This is a genomic window from Curtobacterium sp. PhB170, from assembly GCF_003752345.1.
Lineage (GTDB): Bacteria > Actinomycetota > Actinomycetes > Actinomycetales > Microbacteriaceae > Curtobacterium.
In genome coordinates this window covers 599,796-619,929 of record NZ_RJUM01000010.1, presented here as the reverse complement: position 1 = coordinate 619,929, position 20,134 = coordinate 599,796, and the positions used below count along the sequence as shown (strand labels likewise).

Below are 20,134 nucleotides of genomic sequence, written 5' to 3'. Positions count from 1 at the left end.
CGTCGGGTGGTTCACCCGGCGGAGGTCGGTCGCTCGTCTGAGACGAGTGCGACCAGGATCGTGCCAGAGCGTCTCCTGGAACCTCCCGGTAGCCGGTCCTCCAATGGAACCTCGGGTGCTTGCGGGCGGCCCGGACTCCTACGCCCTGCTCCGGAGCGCTCCCCGTCTCACATAGGTGGTCCGCGAACTATCTCAGTTCACGAACGCCATACGGACACCTCGCGACGCACGAAGACTTAGCCGACCCCTGATCAACGCGACCCGTCCGTACTGCCAAACAACGTGTCCATGTCCGTGTTTCAGATGCGTCTTCTCGCAGGCGCTGTCGAAGGCGGCCGCGGCAGAGCGGCCTTTCTCACGGGACATGTCACCGCTGTTTCTCACGGTACGTGGCAGATCTTCTTTGCCCTGATCAGATGCGGATCGCGTGTCTGCTCCCCATCGTGTCTCCGGTGCCGAATCCGACTGCCATGTAGAAACGTCGTGAGGTGCGGCGTCTGTTCCTTCGAGCGGGGTGCGCGAGCCGCCACGCGCCATCGGCCTGCGTGCACCCGGGCTCGGTCGCCCGGACCCAGGCGGAAGGTCAGTCCGGCGCGATTGCGTCTTCGTGTGGTCTGAGAAGCTCGACCCTCCGACCACTGATGAGAACACGCCGGACGTCAGGATGTGGCCTTTCATCCCTTGCCGCGTGGGCACCGCTAGTCGATCGTGACCACGAGAGCGAACTCCGGGAGCCACACATCTTCAGAGCGCTTGCGCGGCACTTGCGTTCGAGGGCCGTCAAGTCCGCGTAGTACGTATTCAGGTAGGGCCGAAGGACGACGGAGCGGGGAAGCCGACTCGCCCTCCACATCAGCAAGGACCGGCCTCACGATGTCCAACCCTGCGTCGGCCTGTGCGGGGAGGGAGGGACTGTCCCCGTCCGAGGGTCCGGAGCCGCCCTGTGCGCCGTTACCGTTAGTGCCCGGTCCGGCGCCACCACCGAGTGGTGGCTGCGCACCGGACCCGCCGGATGGCGATATCGGAGGCGTCGGCTTCACGGGAGGCGGAGCTGGCGGGCTCAATCTGGTGAGCAGCTCGGACCAGGGAAAGCTCTTTGGCAGGTAGTCGACTGCCTTCAGGCTGGGCCTGCTGAGACGACGGATTCGCGCCACCTCGTGGGTGGAGACGGCAGCGCACCCAAGCTTTCGCTGATCCGGTGTCGGTGGTATCGGCGCATCGGTATCGCTGGGATCCCAGCCGTTGTAGAGCAGGTGGAAGGGTCGGGTTCCGTTGGTCGCCGCGTGCCGAAGCAGAAGATCGTGTTGAGCGGCCGGTCCGACCTTGTGTCCGATCGAACGGTACTTGTAGGTCGCACCAACCCAGCCGCCGACCTTCGCTTGGATCGAGTATGCCCAGACCGGTCGGCCTGCTCGGTCGACCAGCCAGATCTCGAAGTCGGCGCCGCTTGTCGCCTCGTCGTGCGCATGGACGAGGCGTACATCACTACCGGCAGCGGACGCGAACTGCTGAAGCGCGAGCAGGTTGTGGTCCGTGATCGAGACTTCACCCATGCGCATCGTCAGGCGCCTGGCCTCCACGAGTTTGAACCAAGTCAGCTCCGCGAGTTCGTCCATGACTTGTGCCAACGCTTGCACCTTCATCCCGTAATCATCACAGATTTCGTGGAGAATCCTCATTGCCAGAGCGCCGCCCGCGCTCCCGCTCATACCCCGTCCCCGAAACGAACGAAGCAGACAACATGCCGACCAACGTCAACAGCATCTTGATCCTCATCGCCTCACCGGGAGACACCCGTGAAGAACGTGCGGCAGTGCGGGACGCGATCAACGACTGGAGCGTGCAGAACGCGCACCGCCAGAACATCGTCGCGTTGCCGTGGCTGTATGAACGGCACGCGGTCGCCGCGCTCGGGGATCGCGCCCAAGCCCTTATCAACGCCCAGGCCGTCGATCGCGCCGACGTCGTCGTTGCGTTTTTCGACTCTCGCCTCGGCACCCACACCGGCTACGACGTGTCGGGTACGGCTGAGGAGATTCGCCGCGCAGCGGCGGTCGGGAAGCCAGTGCACGTCTACTTCTCATCCGAGGACCTGCCCCGCGACGTCGACCCGAAGCAACTCATCGCTCTCAAGGACTTCAAGACCGCACTCGAGCAGGACGGGCTTCTCGGCGACTACAGCGACCCCGGGGATCTTGCCGCTCAGGTCACCCGTGCTCTGGAGCACGACGTCGACGACAACGGGTGGGGTGAAGGCTCGCTCCCTCGTCGGTCCTCAGGCGCGGATCCGGCTTGGGAGCACGTCCATTTGGTGGACCAAGTCGGCTTCGACCGGAACGGCAAGATGAAGACCCGAACTCGTCGGAACGACCTTGTCCTTCGCAACCTGTCCGAGGTCGACGCCGAACAATTTGAATTCACCATCGAGCCGGTCGGGTCGGACGATAGCCATTATCGCTTCGAAGGCCCAACCGAGCTGTTCACACTGTTTGGTGAGTCAGAACTTCAATGGAGCCTGATTACCCTAATGGGCACCATGACTTTCGAAGTACACGCAACGTGGATCGAGAACGGGGTGCGTCGCGAGAGGACACGGTCGTTCACGACCTCCTGACGGGACGACATACTGACGCCGGGACCGGAGCGTTCCGTATCGAGTTCGGCTCTCGCGGTAGGCCACCCGCGCATGCTCCGCTATAGATTCTCGGCAAGCTTCGCACGGAGCGCCTGCATCTTCGTATCGAGAGCGATCTGCGCCGGCGCGCCAGTGAAGCTACGAAGGTGGTTCATCAACGCGGTCGCTGAGCGGTTGATGAGCTTCGGGGCGATGATGTCGAGGAGACGCGCGAACTGGCTCTTCGGGATGTCGTAACGCAGCAGGGCAGAGACATCTGGCCCAGTCGCCACGAGAAGCGCACCTGCCGCTTCGTTCGGCGTCATTCGGCGGAGGAGACGCTCGTATATTGGGTCGGCCGCGTACGCAAGGCCCGACGACCTCCCAAGGAAAGCGTCGACGATGACCTGTGCAAACTTGTCACTGACGCCAGCTGGCAGCGCCAACGTGCCGACGTAGGTCTCAAGCTCGTGCGCGACGGGCGGTTCGTTGTAGAAGTTGTCGAAGCCGTGGTGGGCGCCGCGCAGTCGGTCGAGGAGTGCGTCTATCTGTCCCGATCGGATGTCCTCAGGGAGATAAGACGTACCGCCGACCGCGACGAGGAACTCGTGTGCAAGTTCAGCCTGAGCCAGGTCAAGATTGGCCTGGAACCTCGCGTATCGGACGCCGAAGTTCGCTTTCACCGACTCCGTCACGTGCGGCCACAGGAGCGGAAGCAGCAATCGGATGTTGTCGCGGATGACCGAGGTCGATTCCGGTGATACGTAGAGGCCGAACAGTCCGTTCGCCAACGTCTCGGTCTGGTCGCGGCGTAGGCCTTCGAAGAGCGGCGCGAAGCTCTCGGCGTGAGCAGCGGTGACTGTTTCCCGCTTGATGTTCGCCAACAGTCGCGACGTGGCAACCATCGTGGGTGAGTCCGGAAGCGTGATCACTTCCTTGATGCACGTTTCCATGTACCCGAGCAGCGCGAACGGCTGCAGCTCGTGCTGGTTCGGATGAGCAGCGCTCGCGTGGTTTCGCATGAAACGTACGAGATCGAGCTGCTGCTGTCCGACAGAGGAGACGAAACCGATCTTCGCCGCGGCACGGATCAACTCGTCGTCCGTGACCTTGAGGAGGTCGTCGGGGCCCGACAGGTCCTTGCGCTTCTCCGGCGAGGAGACGGCATTGTCGAAGAAGTAGTCGAGGTCGTACGCGATGATCCGCTTCCGGAGTTCGCCGATCGTTTCGTCCCACAGGTAGTTCAGCGCGGCGTCGAAGAGCCCGGCGGACACCGCCATGATGAACTTGGACAGGTACATGGCCGTCGCGCGCTTCTCCTGCGGAAGGTTCGCCATGGCGCCGTCGAGGTTCGAGAGAACCTGCACGCGCTGCTGCACCCCAACGAGAACCCCCTCGGACGGAAGGTGCAGGGCGTCGACCCGGGCGAGAAGCGCCTGCTCGAACTCTTGGATCGTGGACGATATTCCGCCCTGTGATCCTGTGCTGGCGACTTCGAGATCCATATCAGCCATCGTTCGGCTTCCCCCTTTTGTTAGACTAGAAAGCGTAGCCGTCGGTGCCGTCACGCCGCTGACCCCCGTCCACGGCACAGGCTGTTGCAATAGTTGCCTCAACCGTCCTCAAACAGGCAGGAGCGACTCCCGGGTACTCACTCGTCCCCAACGTCCCCGTCGCGGTCGCGGTCGCGAAGGATGGCGACGATATTGTCGCGATAGCGCGGCTTAACACGGTGCCTGATCCCCGTCGCCATCTCCTGAACGATTTTCTGCAACGCGGGCGCGTGCTTGAAGCCCCCACCTACGGCAAAGTACGCGCGCAGCCAAGATGTAGGGTCAACGGGATATCCCTCGACTGCGAAAGCTCTGACGAGTTGCACAACGGCGTCTTTGCCCTTACCAAAGCTAAGCCCGTTGTAGTCCTCGCTCTTGATCATCCCGGCCGCGGCGAGCAAAAGGGAGTCCTCGACGCCCGCGGTCTTCCGCGTGTGCAGGTTCAACGCTCCCATGCCATCGAGCCACGTACGCACGATGTCGTCGCCTGACCACACGAGGATGAACAGCTTGCGCAAGCTGTTCGCATCAGCCACCTTGCGGATCGCTTCGAGGTCGCTCTCCTCGAATGGATGTAGGACGACCACCGTCTGAAGCGTGACGTCAGCACTTGTGGAAAATCGCGGAAGCCGCCGGGTACTCAGGACGCTTCGATTGACCGCATCCGCATCGAGGTACCCTGCCGCTTCGGCATCCGCATCCTGATCATCCACACCGAAAGCGTCCGCGTCCGACACTGCGAAGACGTAGGGTCCCGGACCGAGCCAGTCCCGGATGACCACACTCTGGGCAGTCATCCCCGTCCCCTGTTGACCCCAGTCGGCCCGAACCATGTACGCGAGTTCTGTCATGCACACAGTGTCCTAGTACCAGCCGACACGGGCAACGCAGCCGCTGATGCGACGTCCTCCTTCGAAAGACACGTGTTGCACGACAAAGGTAACCAACGACATTCTCGCCGAGGCAGGACGGCCGCGCAGCTCGTGAGTGAGAACCGCCCACCGACGAACGCTCCGACCATTCGACTCCACGGAGGTTATGCCACAATGATGAGCAACCTCCCCTCCCATGAAAGGCATTCCAGTGGCACAGCGAGTGACTACACACCTCATCGATGACCTCACCGGCGACACGATCACCGAAGGCAAGGGCCGCACCCTGCGCTTCGCTTTTGACGGCAGCGAATACGAGATCGATCTCAGTGACCAGAACGTGGAGGCGCTCCGCGGGGCCCTCTCCGACTACGTTGCGGCCGCCCGAAAGATGGGCGATAGAGCCGCTCGCCGGCGAAGCGGCTCCGCCTCGAAACGAGGCAACGCAGGCGAACTGGCCAAGATCCGAGAGTGGGCGAACGCGAACGGTCACGACGTGTCGGCGCGCGGGCGCATCAGCCAGGTTGTCCGCGACGCGTACAACGCTGCGCACTGACACCGCGTCCCGTGCCGACGCTGCACCGCTTCGTCGGCGCGGGAACCGGAGTGTTGCAGGTGTCCGCCTCGTTGGACGGCGATCCCGCGGCGCGGCAAGATGAACCCGTGCCAGCCGCTCTGGAACATCACGAGATATCGACGTCGTACCGACCACCGCGCGTGGCGGTTCTGACGTATGCCGGGTCCTCCTGGCAGGCGTGGGCACGCGAAGCTCTCTCCGCGGTGTCAGCTATCTGGGGTGGCGAAGGCTTCGTCTTGATTCCGTACGGACGGGAGGGCGAGGTAGAGCCCGGCCTGCTCGCGCAGCTACACCATTACGATCCCGATTACCTTGCCGTGTATGCCCCCGGAGAGCTGACTTGGTCCGCGTTGTCTCCGGAAGCTTTGAGCGACCGATTGAGCAATGACGGAGACGTCGCTGACTGCGACTCGATGGCTCCGGCCGCGGCGGCGATCGCTGCTGCGACCGTGGGCGCGGAATGCGAGCTGCTTCGTGGATTCACCGACGGATTGCCGATCCCGCAGTACCTTCGACTCCGAGCTGTCGGCGAGAGGCTCCCCCCGCAACTGCTGGCTGCTACAGCGCTCACATCCCCGGTGGCAGCGCAAGTAGCGAGGACCCACTGGGAGTCCAGCGCCGCACTGTTCGCGGCCTTTATCACCGGGAAGCCGCCAATGGGGCCCGCCGAGGGCTCGGAGCCGGCTGCTCCGCCAAGCGACCTCATCCGGTGGATCGCCTCACGGGACAATTCGCACGCTCCAGACGCCTTGACCTGGTTTGCGAACATGGTCCTCTCGTCACGCAGCAGCGACCTGCAACCATGGTTCGATGCAATCGATGACGGCCTGACCTGGTGGGGCAACGAGACACAGCCGGCAACCGTCACCGCGTCAGTCGGGGACACCGCGGACGATTTCGCGCTTGCCGTACTGCTCGACCGGCTGCATGGACAGGCGGTGTGGGTCACCACCCCGATGCTCGAGCAGCCGGCTGAGAGCACCGCTCTTGCCGCGGGGCTCGCCGGCCGGATGGCTACCGATCCATTCGAGCGTCCCGCTTATCTCGCGTCAGCTTCCATGTCCGCCGACGAACTAAAAGCGGCGGTACGTGTACTCGGGTCACTCGTCCGAGACGCGGGACTGGAAGACGCCGAGGAGCGTCTGCACGGAAGCGGCCTCCCCATCCCGGCGCCACCGCGGCGTTTGCTCGTCGCCGCTCACGCCGATCGTCGGACCACGTTCCCGTTCCTCATCGAGCGCGATGGGACGGCGGTACTGGCCCACGAACCGACCCTCCCGCTGCCGTCTACTGCGTGGCCCCTCCTGGCCGGCGCCAAACGGCCGGGGTGGTTGGTCGATGCTGAGATCGACCATCCGCAGTCTCCGCGCGGGCGAGGAACAGTCCCAGGGAGCCTGCAGGCGGATGGCCGCGCGGCTTGGGTAAACCTTCGCGACGCGAAGGACGGCATCACCTTCGATGCTGCCTTCACCGGGTACCTTCCGCCCGAGACTCCGCTGGAGCAACGGATGGCCCGGCCCCGATTGCAGTTCCTGGGACTAATGCCTTGGGTGCAGCAGACGGCTATCCGCGGAAACATGAGGGCCACCCTGTCCCGCCCGGGGCAACTCGCCGACCTCGTCGCGGATCGGCTCGGCGGGCGTAGCGCCCTTCGCCAGCTTGTCGTCTCCTCACGCGGTCAGATGCTCCGCGCCTTCCAGGCCGAGGAATCGTCCGAAAGAGGTCGCGTCCGACTTCGGCGAGACGCCGCCTACGAGTCATTTCTCACTTTCGATGCACTCCTCGCCCAAAGGTCGACCCCCGATGCGGCGGAGCTGCGGGACGACCTCGACGAGCTTCTGCGATCGGAGCTACTCACGCGCGGCTTCATGCTCAACTGCGGAGAGTGCAGAACCGTGCAGTTCACGCCCATTGAACGGGTCGGAAGGACCTACCCGTGCACTCGTTGCGGCGCGCTCAATGCCCTCACGGGTGACCGATGGCATCGGGCAGGAAGCGAGCCCGAGTTCTACTACGACTTGCACCCCGCGATGCGGACCATTCTGAAGGACAGCGGCGATCTCACACTCCTACTTGGCAATCGTCTCGCTCGCCTCGCCGAAGAGTACAGCGACCTAGCGGAGATTGAGTTCGCCGAAGAAGGCGCCGGTAAACCATCCTTCGAGATCGACCTCATCGCGCACCGAGACGGGGACCTCATCATCGGCGAATGTAAGGAAGGCGACCTTGGCGGCGGCCAGACACGTCAGCAGCTGATAGCGAAGCGCCTCGACGCCGCGGAGCTGTTGCGAGCGGATCAAATCGTCTTCGGCACCGGCCTTCAGAAGTGGCCGAAGGGCGATCAAGACGCAGTCCACGCCCTCGCATCATCGCGAGGGATCAAAGCGCAGATCGAATTCATCGCAGACCTCCGACGACACTGATCGCCAGGTCGGCGCTCTAACCACCGGCGTTGCCTATCGCGCCCTGTGTAGATCGATCGCGGTACAGCGGTCACCTTCAAAATCAGTCGACAACATCCCCACCGTGCCGCGGGCCGCCGCGCAGGCAGTTGCGGGGCGAGTCGAGCAACGATCGGACTTGCTACCGACTTCGACGACCGCTGCGAGCTTCTCCACTTCGGCGTGCAGGAGCGTCAGGCACGAACAAGTTGCCTTCGTCGCGGAATGGGTTCGGGAACCGGTGTTTGCAGCATTCGAGCGAGCCCAAGCCACGTCGAGAGAGATCGAGTCGCGAACGGGGTACATGCTGGAGCAACACGTCCGGGAAGGCGCGGAGTACCCGGCCGCTCTGTGGATGCTGCCGCCGCATTTGGTTCTGCGGAGCACTGGGACTCAGCTACTCGGTCAGCGGCACACGGCGTGGCGTTTCTAACGCACCAAAGCGCTCTCGATGTCCCCTAGGATTTCCGCCGTCATCACCGTGAGGGCCAGCTTGAAACTACCGATACAGTCCGGTACAGGGCTCGGGCAATACATGATGCCCCTCGCCGATGGTTCCGTTTGCTCCGATCAGTTCGTGCAACACGGACGACGCCCCCGCCATGGAACTGGCGAGGGCGTCATCTGTGCCTGTGCTTTGCAGCTAGAACAGAGCCAGAAGCAAAATGGCAAGAACGATCGAAACGCCGATTGCGGCAAAAGCAACGTTGACCGGTGTTCTCAGGCGGCCTGTCGTTGTCCTCACCTTGCCCGTGAATATACCACCCACAAACGCTGCGACAAGAAACGTCAGGGAGCTACAGATAAGAAGAATGAGAAGGAGAGTAGACATCAGCACCTATCTGCAAGGGTTGCGATCGCCAGGATGATGCCGGTGGGTGTGAGTGCGTAACCCAACGTGGCAATAGCTGCCCCGACTAGAGCTAGCGTGCCTCCGCCGGTAGCAACGGCACTGATAATGAGCGATGCGGCTACTAGTGCGCCCCCTCCGATGGTCAGGATCGCGGCGAAAGCAGCGCAGGCGGTGAGCTGGCCAGTGGGGTCTGCGCGGTTGATCGGATCACTTGCTGCGAAAGCGTATCGGTTCCCGTTACTGGGACTGAGGGGGCTGTCGAGGGTGTCTTGCTGGGTCCAGGCGCCGATGTACGGGTTGTACCAGCGCTGCCCGAACTTCACGAGCCCAGTGTGGATGTCGTCGATACCGGCCTTGAAGGTAAAGGGGTTGGTGGGAATGCCGTCGCCGCCGCCGTCGTAGGAGACGGTGGTGGTGCCGTACGGGTCGACGGTCTTGACGAACGCTGCGGAATTGCCCGCAAGAAGGGCGAAGGGGTTGCCGGAGCCGTCGTAGGCGTACTGACCGAGTGCGTCGGATGGGGTAGATAGGGCGATGGGCTGCCCGGTCTTGGCGTCATTGACGACGTTTGCCCGGTTGCCGTTGCGGGTGGCGCTCGTGAGGGTGGGGTTGCCGTTCTGATCTGCACGGCCGTACTGATAGGTCCGCGTATCGCCACCCGGTGTCGAGAGCGACAGAAGCGACTTCTGGTCGGCGCCAGCGTATGCGTAATTGGTGGTCTCTGAGCCGTTGTGGACGGCCTGGGTCATCTGCTCCGCGGCGTTGTAGGTGAACGTGTACTCGGGTGCTGCGGTGAGGTTCCCGGCCCCGTCGTACGTGTACCCGGTGTTGGTGATCTGGTTCGCCGCGTTGTACGTCAGCGCCTGGTTGGTGGTGACTGTGCCGCCAGCGGTGGTGAACTTCGCCGAGGTGCGGTTGCCGCGGATGTCGTAGCCGAACTCCCAAGTCCCGGCTGTCGCGGATCCGCTACCGGTGGTGACGGTCTTCGTGACGCGGCCGCGGGTGTCGTAGGTGTAAGCGGTGCTCTGCCCAGAAACGTTGTCGGTGACCCACTGAATCTTGGAGCGGTCGTTCGCAGCCGTGGTGCCGCAGCTGGGGGAGGTGCTGCCGGCGTTGTAGCAGTAGTACAGGTCGTAGATCCGCTGGTTGTTGCTTGAGGACGGGCCAACCCACCCCTGGACCTCCTGGATACGGCCGCTGCTGTCATAATCGGCGTGCGTGCGGCTGGCCCAGGCGCTGTTGTCCGCGTTCGAATCGACGTAGGTGTCGGTGCGGCGTCCGGTGTCGGGGTCGGTGACGAACCGGATGGTCTCAGTGGTGTTGTTCGGCGCTGGCGTCGTGGTGGAGGTCAGTACACCGGAGTCGTCATAGGTCGAGGTGAGCGTGCCGTCCTGGTCCGCGTACGAGGTCTGGTTGCCCGCCTTGTCGTACGTGTAGGTGATGGCACTCAAACCGACAGTGTTCGCCGTGTTCGTCGTGGTAAGCAAGTTGCCGAGCTGGTCGTACGTGTTCGTGATCGTGCCGCCAGAGGACGCCTGGGTGAGCAGGTGTCCGGCGTTGTCGTACGTGTTCGTCACCGCTGCGGTGCCGTCGGAGAAACTGGTGGTGAGGACCCGGTCATTGCCGTCGTAGGCGTAGTTCGTCGTTCGGCCTGCACCGTCGGAGGCCGAGGCGATCCGGCCGAGTGCGTCGTACGAGTAGGTCCGGGCGGCAAGGCTGGTGCCGGTCACGGGGGTGACGGTCTTGAGCTGCTTGTTCTCGTACGCGTAGGTCGTCTTGTTCGTGCCGTTACCCGGGGCGGTGGCGGTGGCGACCTGTCCGGCCGTGTACGTCAGCGTCGACGTCGCGGCAGTGGCGCCGGCGCCGGCGCTACTCGTCAGCTGGTTACCGACAGGGTCGTAGGTCAGCGCCGAGGTGTTGCCGGCGTCGTCGGTCGTTGACGCCGGCGAGTACGCCGTAGCTGCCGGCGATGCGTTGTAGCTGGTGGACTGCGACGCCCCACCGGAGGAGGCAATCTTCGTTAGGGACTGGCTGCTGTTCGCCCCATATGTCGCGGTCGTCGTTGAAGCAGCGGACCCGGACCCGATGGTCGAGGTCGAGGGCTGCAGGTTCGCGCCGTTGTATGTCTTAGACCGCACGCGGCCGACCGGGTCGGTGACGGTGTTTACGAGCTTCTGCGTCGAGTTGATCGCGTACGTCGTGTGCGGCACCGACGCCACCGCGGTCGCGGTGTCCGTGTTCGGGGACGCGACCAGGGTCGACGTCGCCGACGCATAGCTCAGCCGCGTCGTTGACGCCCCTGCGCTACCGGCGGTGGTGTTGGACTGCAGCACCTGGGACACCTTGTGCGTGGTCCCGGAGTAGCTGATCGTCGTCGTCGCACCCGTCGGGCTCGTGATCCCCGTCAGGTCGTTACCGGAGTACGCGAACGTCGTCGTCTTCCCGGCACCATCGACGTAGGAGGTCAAGTTGCCGTTGGTGTCCTTCACCCACTTCACTGACCGTGCAGTCGAGCCGCTCCCCTGCGTCACCGTGTACGCGCGCGTGGTCGCGTCGTACGCGCCGTTCGCGGTCTTTGCAGCCGCCGTCCCGGCGGTGCTGGTGATGGTCGTGGGCACGCTGGCGATGTTGGACATCGTCACCGTGTTGCCGTTCTTGTCCGCGACCGACACGGGAACACCGTTGGTGTTCGAAGTGATGACCTGCCCCGTGGTGGGGTCCGTCAGTGTGTAGGTCGGGTTCGTCGTGGCGGAGGCGACGAGCTTGCGGAGGAACCCGGCCGGTGCGGTGAAAGTCGTAGCCGTTGCCGAGGGGAAGTTCCACGTCGCGCCATCGGCGTCCGTGTAGACCACCGAACCGGACGCCCCGGACGAGAACGAGCCCGCGCCAGCGATCCCTGTCGTCCATCGGACTGCCTGCGCGGTGTTCGCGTTCGCCGTCTGCCACCCCAACGAGTTGTACGTCTGGGTGATCGCGTTCGTCCCGCTCGCACCCGGCAGCGACAACCCAGCGGTCGTGACCTCGAGGTTCCCCGTTGCAACGTCGACGGTGACGCCGACCTGGTCCGACACTGCGAACGGCAACGTCGTCGCCGACGGCCGCGCACCGGTCAAGCCGGTTGTCGTTGGACCCGTCGGGATCGCAGCGTGAGCGACTTCGGTGACACCGCCCACGAGGGCGACACTGACCGCGCCGACGAGCGCAACCTTCCAACCGAACGATGAATGGACAGCCTTACGGCGTGGAGCAAGAAGCACGGGTTCCCCTAGCGGAAGAGCACGATGACGCGGGTGATGAAACGTGGCCAAGACACCCCAGGGCCACTCGAATGGCGTGAAACGCCCGCACCACCCGTCGACCGCACTGTCAGCTCAGATGAGGGTTGTTCGAAACCTAGCCGCATTGACGATCCTTCCGCACCCCCCAAACGGGGTCATGCGGGAAACCGCAACCTCTCTACGCACGCGTCACCCGTGAGTTGTGGCGGGCCCCAATCCTGCAACGTCAGGCTCCCCATCGACGACGACTCACGAGATGAGCAGTGACGGTTCTAGATCTCGAGGTACCGGTAGCCACCTCTGTTCACGCGCACGTCGAAGTACAGGCCGACGTTCGCTCCGGCATCCTGCGCCGCGACGAAGCCCTCGAAGACGGATTGCGGAACCTCGAAGTAGAGCCGGACCGCACCCCCGACGAACTCCACCTCGAGCGCGCTCTCCTGCTCGTCGTAACCAACCGACACGAGGTTGCCGCCTTGAACAGGGACGCGCCTCACTGATCTACCGCAGACGTATGCGCGCTTGCGTCGCAGAGCAGGGCTTTCGGCTTAGCCTGCATCGGCCCACCCCGATGGGTGTTCGTCGTGTCCACGTCGTGAGCCTATTGGCTGTTCTCTCGCCAACGCAGCGATCGCTGACTGGAGACGCGTCCTGGACTGGCTACCGCCGGCTCCCCAGAACACTGGAGGCGACCGACGCAGCGAGCAAGCGCACGACCACCTTGGCGAAAGGTCGACAGGAAGAACCACCCTGAGGATGTGCCGAAAGCTTCAAGCGAGGGTTCCTTCAGCAGCGGTTCGCGGAAGGATGATGCTCCTGTCCCCGAACGAACCGCTGACGCTGACGCTGACGCTGACGCTGAAAGGTACGGCACCATGGTGCCCTCAGGGCTAGAAGCGGGCATCTCTGTCGAGCTGGCGCCCTATGGGGCTACGTTCACCCCGACTGCAGCGCAGGTGCGTATCCCCGCGGTGCTCGCGTCCCTCTTTGGGCTGATTGATGGGCACCCACTGAGGTTCGACTTTCACGGACCGGAGAGGGGCACAGGCGACGCCTACGTTGTCTTGATGTTCGACCTGCGCACGAAGAGCGAAATTGGAAGCGCGTCTAGCTCGGTGGGCTTCAGGCAGGCTCTTGAGCACGTCGACTGGCCCAACGCGCTCGGCGCGCTCACGCACTGACCGCTGCCATTGCCGCTGCCGCTGCCGCTGCCGTCCGACGGAGCCCTCACTCGACTCGACGAGGCCGCGCGCTGTCGAGCCACCTCACTCGCATCGAGTCGAGGTCGATTGAGGCGAGATTGCCTGGTTGCTGGTTCTGGTTGAGCGCGTACACCGAGCGACCGTCGTCGTGGTGTCCTTCTGCCTGCAGGTGGTGATGGCCGTGGATCAGAAGCTGAGGTGCGACGCCGTGCCAAATCCGGGTGACTCGGTCCCTGCCGAGCGCGGTGTACGAACGGTCAGCGATGTTCTTCAGCGGGAACCTAGCGAGTTTCCTGTCGACGCGAGCTGTGCCTCCACGTGGCGCCTCATGGGTTATAACGACGTGCGGGTGCCCACGGCTGATACTCGTCTCCACCTCGGTGTCGGACGGCATCTCCTGTCGCCACCAGGTTGTTCCCTCCTTGCTGGTCGGCCGGGACATCGATCCAGCGCCGCCGAAGGAAAGGAACGATTTCCCGCCGATACGGAACCGATAGCCGCGTGGCAGCGCCCAGACGTCGCCATGGAGCCGGGTCGGCTCGCCTCGCGTGAAGTCGGCGCGCAACGCGAGGCGCGCCCAGCTGTCGTGGCTGCCGGGTGTGATGAGGATCCGCATCTGTCGTTTGGCCGCGAGTTCCGCCGCGCGAAGCAGGAACTGCTTGTTGGCGCGGGAGCCGTTCGTGAGGTTGAAGTCGCCAACGTGCAGCAGGGTTGTGGGCTGGGATGATCCTGCCGGGAAGCCTCCGTCGATCAGCCGCGGGATGTTGTCGGTGAGGTGTACGAGGTCGGAGTGCCAGTCCCCGGCGACCACGATCACGTGCTCGTCGGAGTTAGCGTCGAAACCTCGGTGCCGCCGAAGATCCCGCCCTTCCGGTTCGCTCGTCATGGCCGCTCCTCTCGACTGAAGGAGAGCCATGATAGGCACGTCCTAGGTATGAACGAAAGACCGAGCATTCAATTTTGCAGAGATCGCGAACAAAGTACGCATATGTCGCAATGAAAATACGCCGAGGCTAACTCGCAGCGTCATCGCGACAAGAGTACGCAATTGCATCGAGTTTTGTATCAAATACACCAGCCGGCATTCCCTACCGGTCGATTCGGACTTATGGTCGTCGCATGCACGATCCCCAAGACAGCGTGCCGCCCCCGCGGCGAGTAACACCAAGGCTGCGCCTTCGCTCGCCGTCGCTCTCGCTCGGAGGGCGCAGTCCGGGCGAGGAGCGCCGCCAAGCAGCCGCAAGGGTTCGGCCGCGTGTGGTATCCCTTGCTGCCACCCAGGGCGGGCTAGTCACGCTTGAACAGGTTGCTCGTATCTATGGGCGGGGAGCCGCCAAGCTTGGGCTCCGACGGCTGACGGACCTCGGGGAACTTCTCAGGGTGCGTTCGAACGTATGGGTGCATACAGCGGTTGACCGGCTACCGATCGGTGATCAGACGCTCGAGGCCGAGGCATGCTGGCTCGCACTTGAGCCGAATCTGACGCTGAGTCAGCGGACGGTTCGCGACAGAGGATCCGAGGACGTAATTGCTGTCATTGGCGGCGGCGCGGCGCTCGCTCGGTGGGAACTCGATGAACTCAGTTGGAGGGCTGAGCTGCTCGTCCCGGTCGCAGTCGATGGCGTGTTTTCAGACGGCGACGTCAAGGTGATCCCGTGCGAAGTCGACCGTGCCGACGTCCGCTGGGTTGGCGGTTACCCGTACCTCTGCCCGGAGGCCACCCTCGCCTGGGCGTACGACGCGACGGGCGATCTCGACAACGTTGCCGTGGCGCTGCGTGACGCAATGTGGCGGCTCTACCCTCTCCGCTCAGAACTGCTGACGTACCACCTGAGGGTAGTGGCGGAGAAGAACGGCTGGATGGACGACCGCTGGAACGCGGATCTCATCTACGAACGCCTGCTTCTGATTGCGGGAGATTGGCCCACGCCTTCGCGCGGACGGTATGGCGACGGATGGTGGAGTAACGCTGACCACGTGAGACGCGTACGGGAGCGCCATCCTGACTGGGTGGACATCAATGTGCTTCGCGAGTGGGACGACGAGTACAGGAGCGAGAAGGATGACTGACCCGCCGTGCATTCCCGCCAGCGGGGCGTGCGTACCGTCGGATGGTCGGCCAGCGGTGGCCTGTAGGCACCATCTGAACCCAGCGGAACGATCGTCCTGGGCAAACGCCTACGCATCTGCGAGCGTGTCGAACGCAGTCAAATGGTCAGTGGTGCAGCTGATCGCGGCTTCGCAGGAGACATCTGAGGTGTGCGAGGTGTTGGCGATAAACCGAGGTGAACTTGAGCGACTGGTTCGCGAGAACGACGTCCACTCATTCACCGTCGATGGTTTCCGGCTCTTTCCAGCATGGCAGTTCACGGAAGACGAAATGATCTCGTTCGTCCCCGAGATATGCAAGCGGACTGCCGGCATGTCCGCAGCGGTGCTGAGCGGCTTCATGAGCACAGTGCAGGGAGCCCTGTTGCACAGCGGGCAAGCGCTCAGCCCCCGTGACTGGCTCCGAACAGGGCAGGACCCCAATCGGGTCCTGCGCCAGCTGGACAGCCGACGGGATCGCTGAATAGCGCCTCGTACGTCCGTGCGCCTCGAAACTTCGGCCGTACTGGCCTACTGCGCGGACGTCTCATGCTGCGGAAGCTCGTGCTTCACGGAGTGCCGGGCGAGATGGCCAATCGAGGCGTCTGGTGTGGAGGGCTCACTGCACGTGCCGCCGTCGCGTGAATCGACGCCCGACTTCGCGCTTGCGCGTGACTTACGCCACCTACCTCTCGCGCGCCATCGGGCGAAGGGCTACCCGCCCTTCGGCGCAATACCTCCACACGTCCCACGCTTCTACCCAGGTAGCTCGCATGGCAGTAACGGGCCACTTTCCAACTCCGTATCGGAGCATCACTCTCAAGTGAAGTTGTAACTCCCACGCGGTGGCGGAAGGGTCACCCCTCACCGTGTGGCCAAGCGTGCTCACCCTCGCCGGTTCAGAACAGCACGGTGCTGCGTGAGCGCGACCGTGACGCTCGCGAGCGATGGCAGACCGGCTTTGCGGCCGCCAGCTACAAGCATCAAGCGCGGGCTGGGACCGGCCGCTGGGGCCGCCGACATCCGCTCCTGCGACGTCGCAGAAAAACGCACCCTCTCCGCAGAGCAACGCCGATCATAGGTCGCCCCTCCGCCGTTCGGCACCAGGCGGCGTATTCGTGCGGGTTCGCCTCTATCTCGCGCGTGAGCCCCTGTCTTCACGGGCAGCTCCCACCGGAGCAACAGGCCGCTTTCCACCGCATACGCGAGTATCTACTCCGGTAGCGAGATGGAGATCCGGCGCGGGAACAGATCGGTCACATAGGCTGCCGTCGTCAGGGCCTCCGGGCCCGCGTCCGCTCGCCGCGAATCCTCAGCCTTCCGCGACCGAGCGCACCTAGGCTGAGAGGACTCATATCTCCTAGGAAGAGGACACCATGGCCTTCAAGCCCGGTTTCGACCAGTCCCCCGCCTTCAACGCCCAGGGAGCCAACACCTGGGGTGGGCGTGGCGCTGGTCAGCAGCAGGCCGGCTGGGGACAGACCCCGCAGCAGGCACAGGGCGGGATGACCCCCGAGCAGCTGCAGTACATGTACGACCGCCCGGCGGCATCGACGGTCGACACCGACCGCATGTCGTACGAAGACACCATCGTCAAGACGCTGCTCGCCTTCGGCGTGCTCGTCGTCGGTGCAGTGGCCGGTTGGAACCTGCCCCCGATCGTCTGGATCATCGGCGCCGTCGTCGGGTTCGTCCTGGCGCTCGTGAACATGTTCAAGAAGAAGCCCTCTCCGGGCCTCGTCCTGGCGTACTCGTTCGCCCAGGGTCTGTTCGTGGGTGGCATCTCCGGCGCGTACAACTCGATGTGGGGCGGCATCGTCACCCAGGCGGTGTTCGGGACGCTCGGTGTCTTCGCCGTGACGCTCGCGCTGTTCGCATCGGGCAAGGTCCGCGCCACGCCGAAGGCCACGCGCTTCTTCCTCGTCGCGATGGTCGGGTACATGGTGTTCTCGCTCATCAACCTGGTCCTGATGTGGACCGGGGTGACGAACACCGCGTTCGGTGCCCTCGGGATCACCGTCTTCGGCATCCCGCTCGGCGTGATCATCGGCATCCTCGTCGTGGTCATGGCGGCGTACTCGCTGATCCTCGACTTCGACCAGATCCAGACCGGTGTCCGTCGTGGAGCTCCCCGCATCTACGCCTGGACCGCGGCATTCGGCCTGATCATGACGATCGTGTGGCTGTACCTCGAGATCCTGCGCATCCTCGCCATCGTCGCGAGCAGCGCGCGCAACTAGTACCACCGCGTACACGAAGGGCCCCGGCGCTGCCGGGGCCCTTCGTCGTTCCCCGGGGTGCTGTGGGGCTGTGGGTGCGTGGGGCTTGTGGGTGCGTGGGGCTTTTGGGTGCGTGGGGCTGTGAGTGCGTGGGGCTGTGGGTGCGTGGGGCTGTAGGGCTGTAGGGACTCGCCGTGCCCGCGGCGCCGAGGTTCCACGACATGCCGCGGGTGTGACGCCGAGGTTCCACAGGTGCCCCGGCGGACGCTCGAGATGCCGAGATCTCGGAACCTCGGGGACGCCCGACGCCCGACGCCCGACCCGACGCACGCCCGCCCCCCCCCCCCCCGGCCCCGGACGCGCGGAGGCCCGGCACGCAGGGCGTGCCGGGCCTCCGGTCGTTCAGGGGAGCGTCACTCCCACTCGATCGTCCCCGGCGGCTTCGACGTGACGTCGAGCACGACCCGGTTGACGTCGGGCACCTCGTTCGTGATGCGGTTCGAGATCTTCGCGAGCACGTCGTACGGCAGGCGCGTCCAGTCCGCGGTCATGGCGTCCTCGGACGAGACCGGACGGAGCACGATCGGGTGCCCGTACGTGCGGCCGTCACCCTGGACACCCACGGAGCGGACGTCGGCGAGCAGGACGACCGGGCACTGCCAGATCTCCCCGTCGAGGCCCGCTGCGGAGAGTTCCTCGCGCGCGATCTTGTCGGCGGCGCGGAGCAGCTCGAGCCGCTGCTTGTCGACCGAACCCACGATGCGGATGCCGAGCCCCGGTCCGGGGAACGGCTGGCGGCCGACGATGACCTCGGGCAGACCGAGCTCGCGACCGACGGCACGGACCTCGTCCTTGAAGAGCGCACGGAGCGGCTCGACGAGCTCGAAGGTCATGTCCTCGGGCAGGCCGCCCACGTTGTGGTGCGACTTGATGTTCGCGGTACCCGCTCCGCCGCCGGACTCGACGACGTCGGGGTAGAGGGTGCCCTGCACGAGGAACTTGACCTCGCCGTCGTCACCGTCCCCACGCGCCTCGAGCACGAGTGCCTCGGCCGCGGCCTCGAACGTCCGGATGAACTCGCGCCCGATGATCTTGCGCTTCTGCTCGGGGTCGCTCACGCCGGCGAGGGCGTCGAGGAACTGCTGCTCGGCGTCGATCGTGATGAGCCGGACGCCGGTGGAGGCGACGTAGTCCTCTTCCACCTGCTTGCGCTCGTCGGCGCGGAGGAGCCCGTGGTCGACGAAGACGCAGGTGAGCTGGTCACCGACGGCCTTGTGCACGATGGCTGCGGCGACGGCGGAGTCGACACCGCCGGAAAGGCCGGCGATCACGCGGTTCGACCCGACCTGGGCCTGGATCCGGGCGACCTGCTCGTCGATGACGTTGCTCGAGTTCCAGTCGCCGGGCAGACCGGCGGCGCGGTGCAGGAAGTTCTCGAGGACGGCCTGGCCGTGCTCGGAGTGCTTCACCTCGGGGTGCCACTGCACGCCGTAGAGCTTGCGCTCGTCGGACGCGAAGGCCGCGACGGGGGTCGACGCGCTCGACGCGAGGACCTCGAAGCCTTCGGGGGCCTTCGCCACGGAGTCGCCGTGCGACATCCACGTGACCTGGGACCCGGGCTGCCCGCCGAGCAGGACACTGTCGGTGCCGCTGACGTCGACGGACGTCGCGCCGTACTCACGCAGGCCGGTGTTCGCGACCTCGCCACCGAGGGCGGTCGCCATGGCCTGGAAGCCGTAGCAGATGCCGAGCACGGGGACGCCGAGGTCGAGGATGTCGCCGTCGAGGGACGGCGCGCCTTCTTCGTACACGGACGACGGACCACCGGACAGCACGATGGCCGCGGGGTCCTTCGCGCGGATCTCCTCCGCCGTGATGGAGTGCGGGACGATCTCGCTGTAGACGTTCGCTTCACGGACCCGACGCGCGATGAGCTGCGCGTACTGGGCCCCGAAGTCGACGACGAGGACGGGACGCTGTTCGGTCTCGCTCACCGAGCGGCCTCCTTCTCACGCTGCTGGGCAGCGATCAGCTCGTGGTAGGTGTCCATGGCCTTCTGCTGCATGCGGTGTTCGACCACGAAGGACATGAACGGGATGATGCCACCGAGGGCGATGAGCAGGAAGCGGGAGGGCTTCCAGCGCATGATGCTCCACAGACGGAAGTCCGTGAAGAGGTAGAGGACGTACAGCCAGCCGTGCGCGATGAGGATCGCGATCGACAGGTTGAACGTGCCGGGTGCTTCACCGGCCGTGCCGTTCGGCACGAAGAACGGGCCGTTGCCGAGCTGCATCTCGAGCTGGAGCGGCGTGTACTTGATGATGACCTCGATCACGAGGGCCAGCAGCAGCACACCGGTGATGTACGCGGAGACGCGGTACCACTTCACCGCACCCGGGATCTTCGGGATGTCGCGGGTTCGGACGGTCAAGGCCAT

Annotated in this window: 14 protein-coding genes; 6 read left to right on the top strand and 8 right to left on the bottom strand. The window is 64.6% G+C overall.

The features are described 5' to 3' along the window. Positions 1–698: 698 nt before the first annotated feature. Positions 699–1,643 (bottom strand): DUF6615 family protein, encoded by a 945-nt coding sequence (locus EDF40_RS18890; RefSeq protein ID WP_131921093.1) that lies wholly within the window; start codon positions 1,641–1,643, stop codon positions 699–701. 98 nt (positions 1,644–1,741) lie between these two features. Between EDF40_RS18890 and EDF40_RS10885 the strand changes: the two genes are divergently transcribed. After that, positions 1,742–2,614: a DUF4062 domain-containing protein gene (locus tag EDF40_RS10885; protein WP_123339506.1), complete on the top strand. Its 873-nt coding sequence runs from the start codon at positions 1,742–1,744 to the stop codon at positions 2,612–2,614. An 80-nt stretch (positions 2,615–2,694) separates the two neighbouring features. On the opposite strand, the gene EDF40_RS10880 is transcribed toward EDF40_RS10885, so the two are convergent. Further along, positions 2,695–4,119 carry a hypothetical protein gene (locus tag EDF40_RS10880; RefSeq protein WP_123339505.1) on the bottom strand — a complete coding sequence of 475 codons (1,425 nt, stop codon included), beginning with the start codon at positions 4,117–4,119 and terminating at the stop codon, positions 2,695–2,697. A 146-nt stretch (positions 4,120–4,265) separates the two neighbouring features. Further along, positions 4,266–5,018 carry a hypothetical protein gene (locus tag EDF40_RS10875; protein WP_123339504.1) on the bottom strand — a complete coding sequence of 251 codons (753 nt, stop codon included), beginning with the start codon at positions 5,016–5,018 and terminating at the stop codon, positions 4,266–4,268. A gap of 232 nt (positions 5,019–5,250) precedes the next feature. On the opposite strand from EDF40_RS10875, the gene EDF40_RS10870 reads away from it, so the two are divergent. Further along, the gene (locus EDF40_RS10870) at positions 5,251–5,595 is read left to right on the top strand and encodes an Lsr2 family protein (protein ID WP_123339503.1); all 345 of its coding nucleotides are present in this window, start codon (positions 5,251–5,253) and stop codon (positions 5,593–5,595) included. 11 nt (positions 5,596–5,606) lie between these two features. After that, on the top strand, positions 5,607–8,039 hold the full coding sequence (locus tag EDF40_RS10865) for a hypothetical protein (RefSeq protein WP_131921091.1): 2,433 nt from the start codon (positions 5,607–5,609) through the stop codon (positions 8,037–8,039). Positions 8,040–8,888: 849 nt separating this feature from the next. Here EDF40_RS10865 and EDF40_RS10860 read toward each other — a convergent pair. The 3 genes from EDF40_RS10860 to EDF40_RS10845 all read right to left on the bottom strand — a co-directional run bounded on the left by EDF40_RS10860 (position 8,889) and on the right by EDF40_RS10845 (position 14,276). Next, positions 8,889–12,023, bottom strand: coding sequence for an RHS repeat domain-containing protein (locus EDF40_RS10860; protein WP_123339501.1), 3,135 nt, complete (start codon positions 12,021–12,023; stop codon positions 8,889–8,891). A 437-nt stretch (positions 12,024–12,460) separates the two neighbouring features. Continuing rightward, the gene (locus EDF40_RS10855) at positions 12,461–12,652 is read right to left on the bottom strand and encodes a KTSC domain-containing protein (RefSeq protein ID WP_165901024.1); all 192 of its coding nucleotides are present in this window, start codon (positions 12,650–12,652) and stop codon (positions 12,461–12,463) included. Positions 12,653–13,415: 763 nt separating this feature from the next. After that, positions 13,416–14,276: a metallophosphoesterase gene (locus tag EDF40_RS10845; protein WP_131921088.1), complete on the bottom strand. Its 861-nt coding sequence runs from the start codon at positions 14,274–14,276 to the stop codon at positions 13,416–13,418. Between the two features lie 233 nt (positions 14,277–14,509). Between EDF40_RS10845 and EDF40_RS10840 the strand changes: the two genes are divergently transcribed. From EDF40_RS10840 to EDF40_RS10830, 3 genes are all read left to right on the top strand, one after another. After that, positions 14,510–15,460 carry a type IV toxin-antitoxin system AbiEi family antitoxin domain-containing protein gene (locus EDF40_RS10840; RefSeq protein ID WP_123339497.1) on the top strand — a complete coding sequence of 317 codons (951 nt, stop codon included), beginning with the start codon at positions 14,510–14,512 and terminating at the stop codon, positions 15,458–15,460. A gap of 124 nt (positions 15,461–15,584) precedes the next feature. Next, complete coding sequence (locus EDF40_RS10835; RefSeq protein WP_131921087.1) at positions 15,585–15,962, top strand: hypothetical protein; 378 nt, start codon at positions 15,585–15,587, stop codon at positions 15,960–15,962. 892 nt (positions 15,963–16,854) lie between these two features. Then, entirely contained in the window at positions 16,855–17,718 is an 864-nt protein-coding gene (locus EDF40_RS10830; RefSeq protein WP_123339495.1) for a Bax inhibitor-1/YccA family protein, read from the top strand. Between the two features lie 392 nt (positions 17,719–18,110). On the opposite strand, the gene guaA is transcribed toward EDF40_RS10830, so the two are convergent. Beyond that, positions 18,111–19,691: a glutamine-hydrolyzing GMP synthase gene (gene guaA, locus EDF40_RS10825; RefSeq protein ID WP_111083415.1), complete on the bottom strand. Its 1,581-nt coding sequence runs from the start codon at positions 19,689–19,691 to the stop codon at positions 18,111–18,113. Next, complete coding sequence (locus tag EDF40_RS10820; RefSeq protein WP_111083416.1) at positions 19,688–20,134, bottom strand: DUF3817 domain-containing protein; 447 nt, start codon at positions 20,132–20,134, stop codon at positions 19,688–19,690. Before EDF40_RS10820 ends, guaA begins: the two co-directional genes overlap by 4 nt.

Bases quoted from the DNA above. Each gene is read 5' to 3' on its own strand.
- EDF40_RS18890 (WP_131921093.1), bottom strand. From the start codon at position 1,643: ATGAAGGTGCAAGCGTTGGCACAAGTCATGGACGAACTCGCGGAGCTG.
- EDF40_RS10885 (WP_123339506.1), top strand. From the start codon at position 1,742: ATGCCGACCAACGTCAACAGCATCTTGATCCTCATCGCCTCACCGGGA.
- EDF40_RS10880 (WP_123339505.1), bottom strand. From the start codon at position 4,119: ATGGATCTCGAAGTCGCCAGCACAGGATCACAGGGCGGAATATCGTCC.
- EDF40_RS10875 (WP_123339504.1), bottom strand. From the start codon at position 5,018: ATGACAGAACTCGCGTACATGGTTCGGGCCGACTGGGGTCAACAGGGG.
- EDF40_RS10845 (WP_131921088.1), bottom strand. From the start codon at position 14,276: ATGACGAGCGAACCGGAAGGGCGGGATCTTCGGCGGCACCGAGGTTTC.
- EDF40_RS10840 (WP_123339497.1), top strand. From the start codon at position 14,510: ATGCACGATCCCCAAGACAGCGTGCCGCCCCCGCGGCGAGTAACACCA.
- EDF40_RS10830 (WP_123339495.1), top strand. From the start codon at position 16,855: ATGGCCTTCAAGCCCGGTTTCGACCAGTCCCCCGCCTTCAACGCCCAG.
- EDF40_RS10820 (WP_111083416.1), bottom strand. From the start codon at position 20,134: ATGGCCTTGACCGTCCGAACCCGCGACATCCCGAAGATCCCGGGTGCG.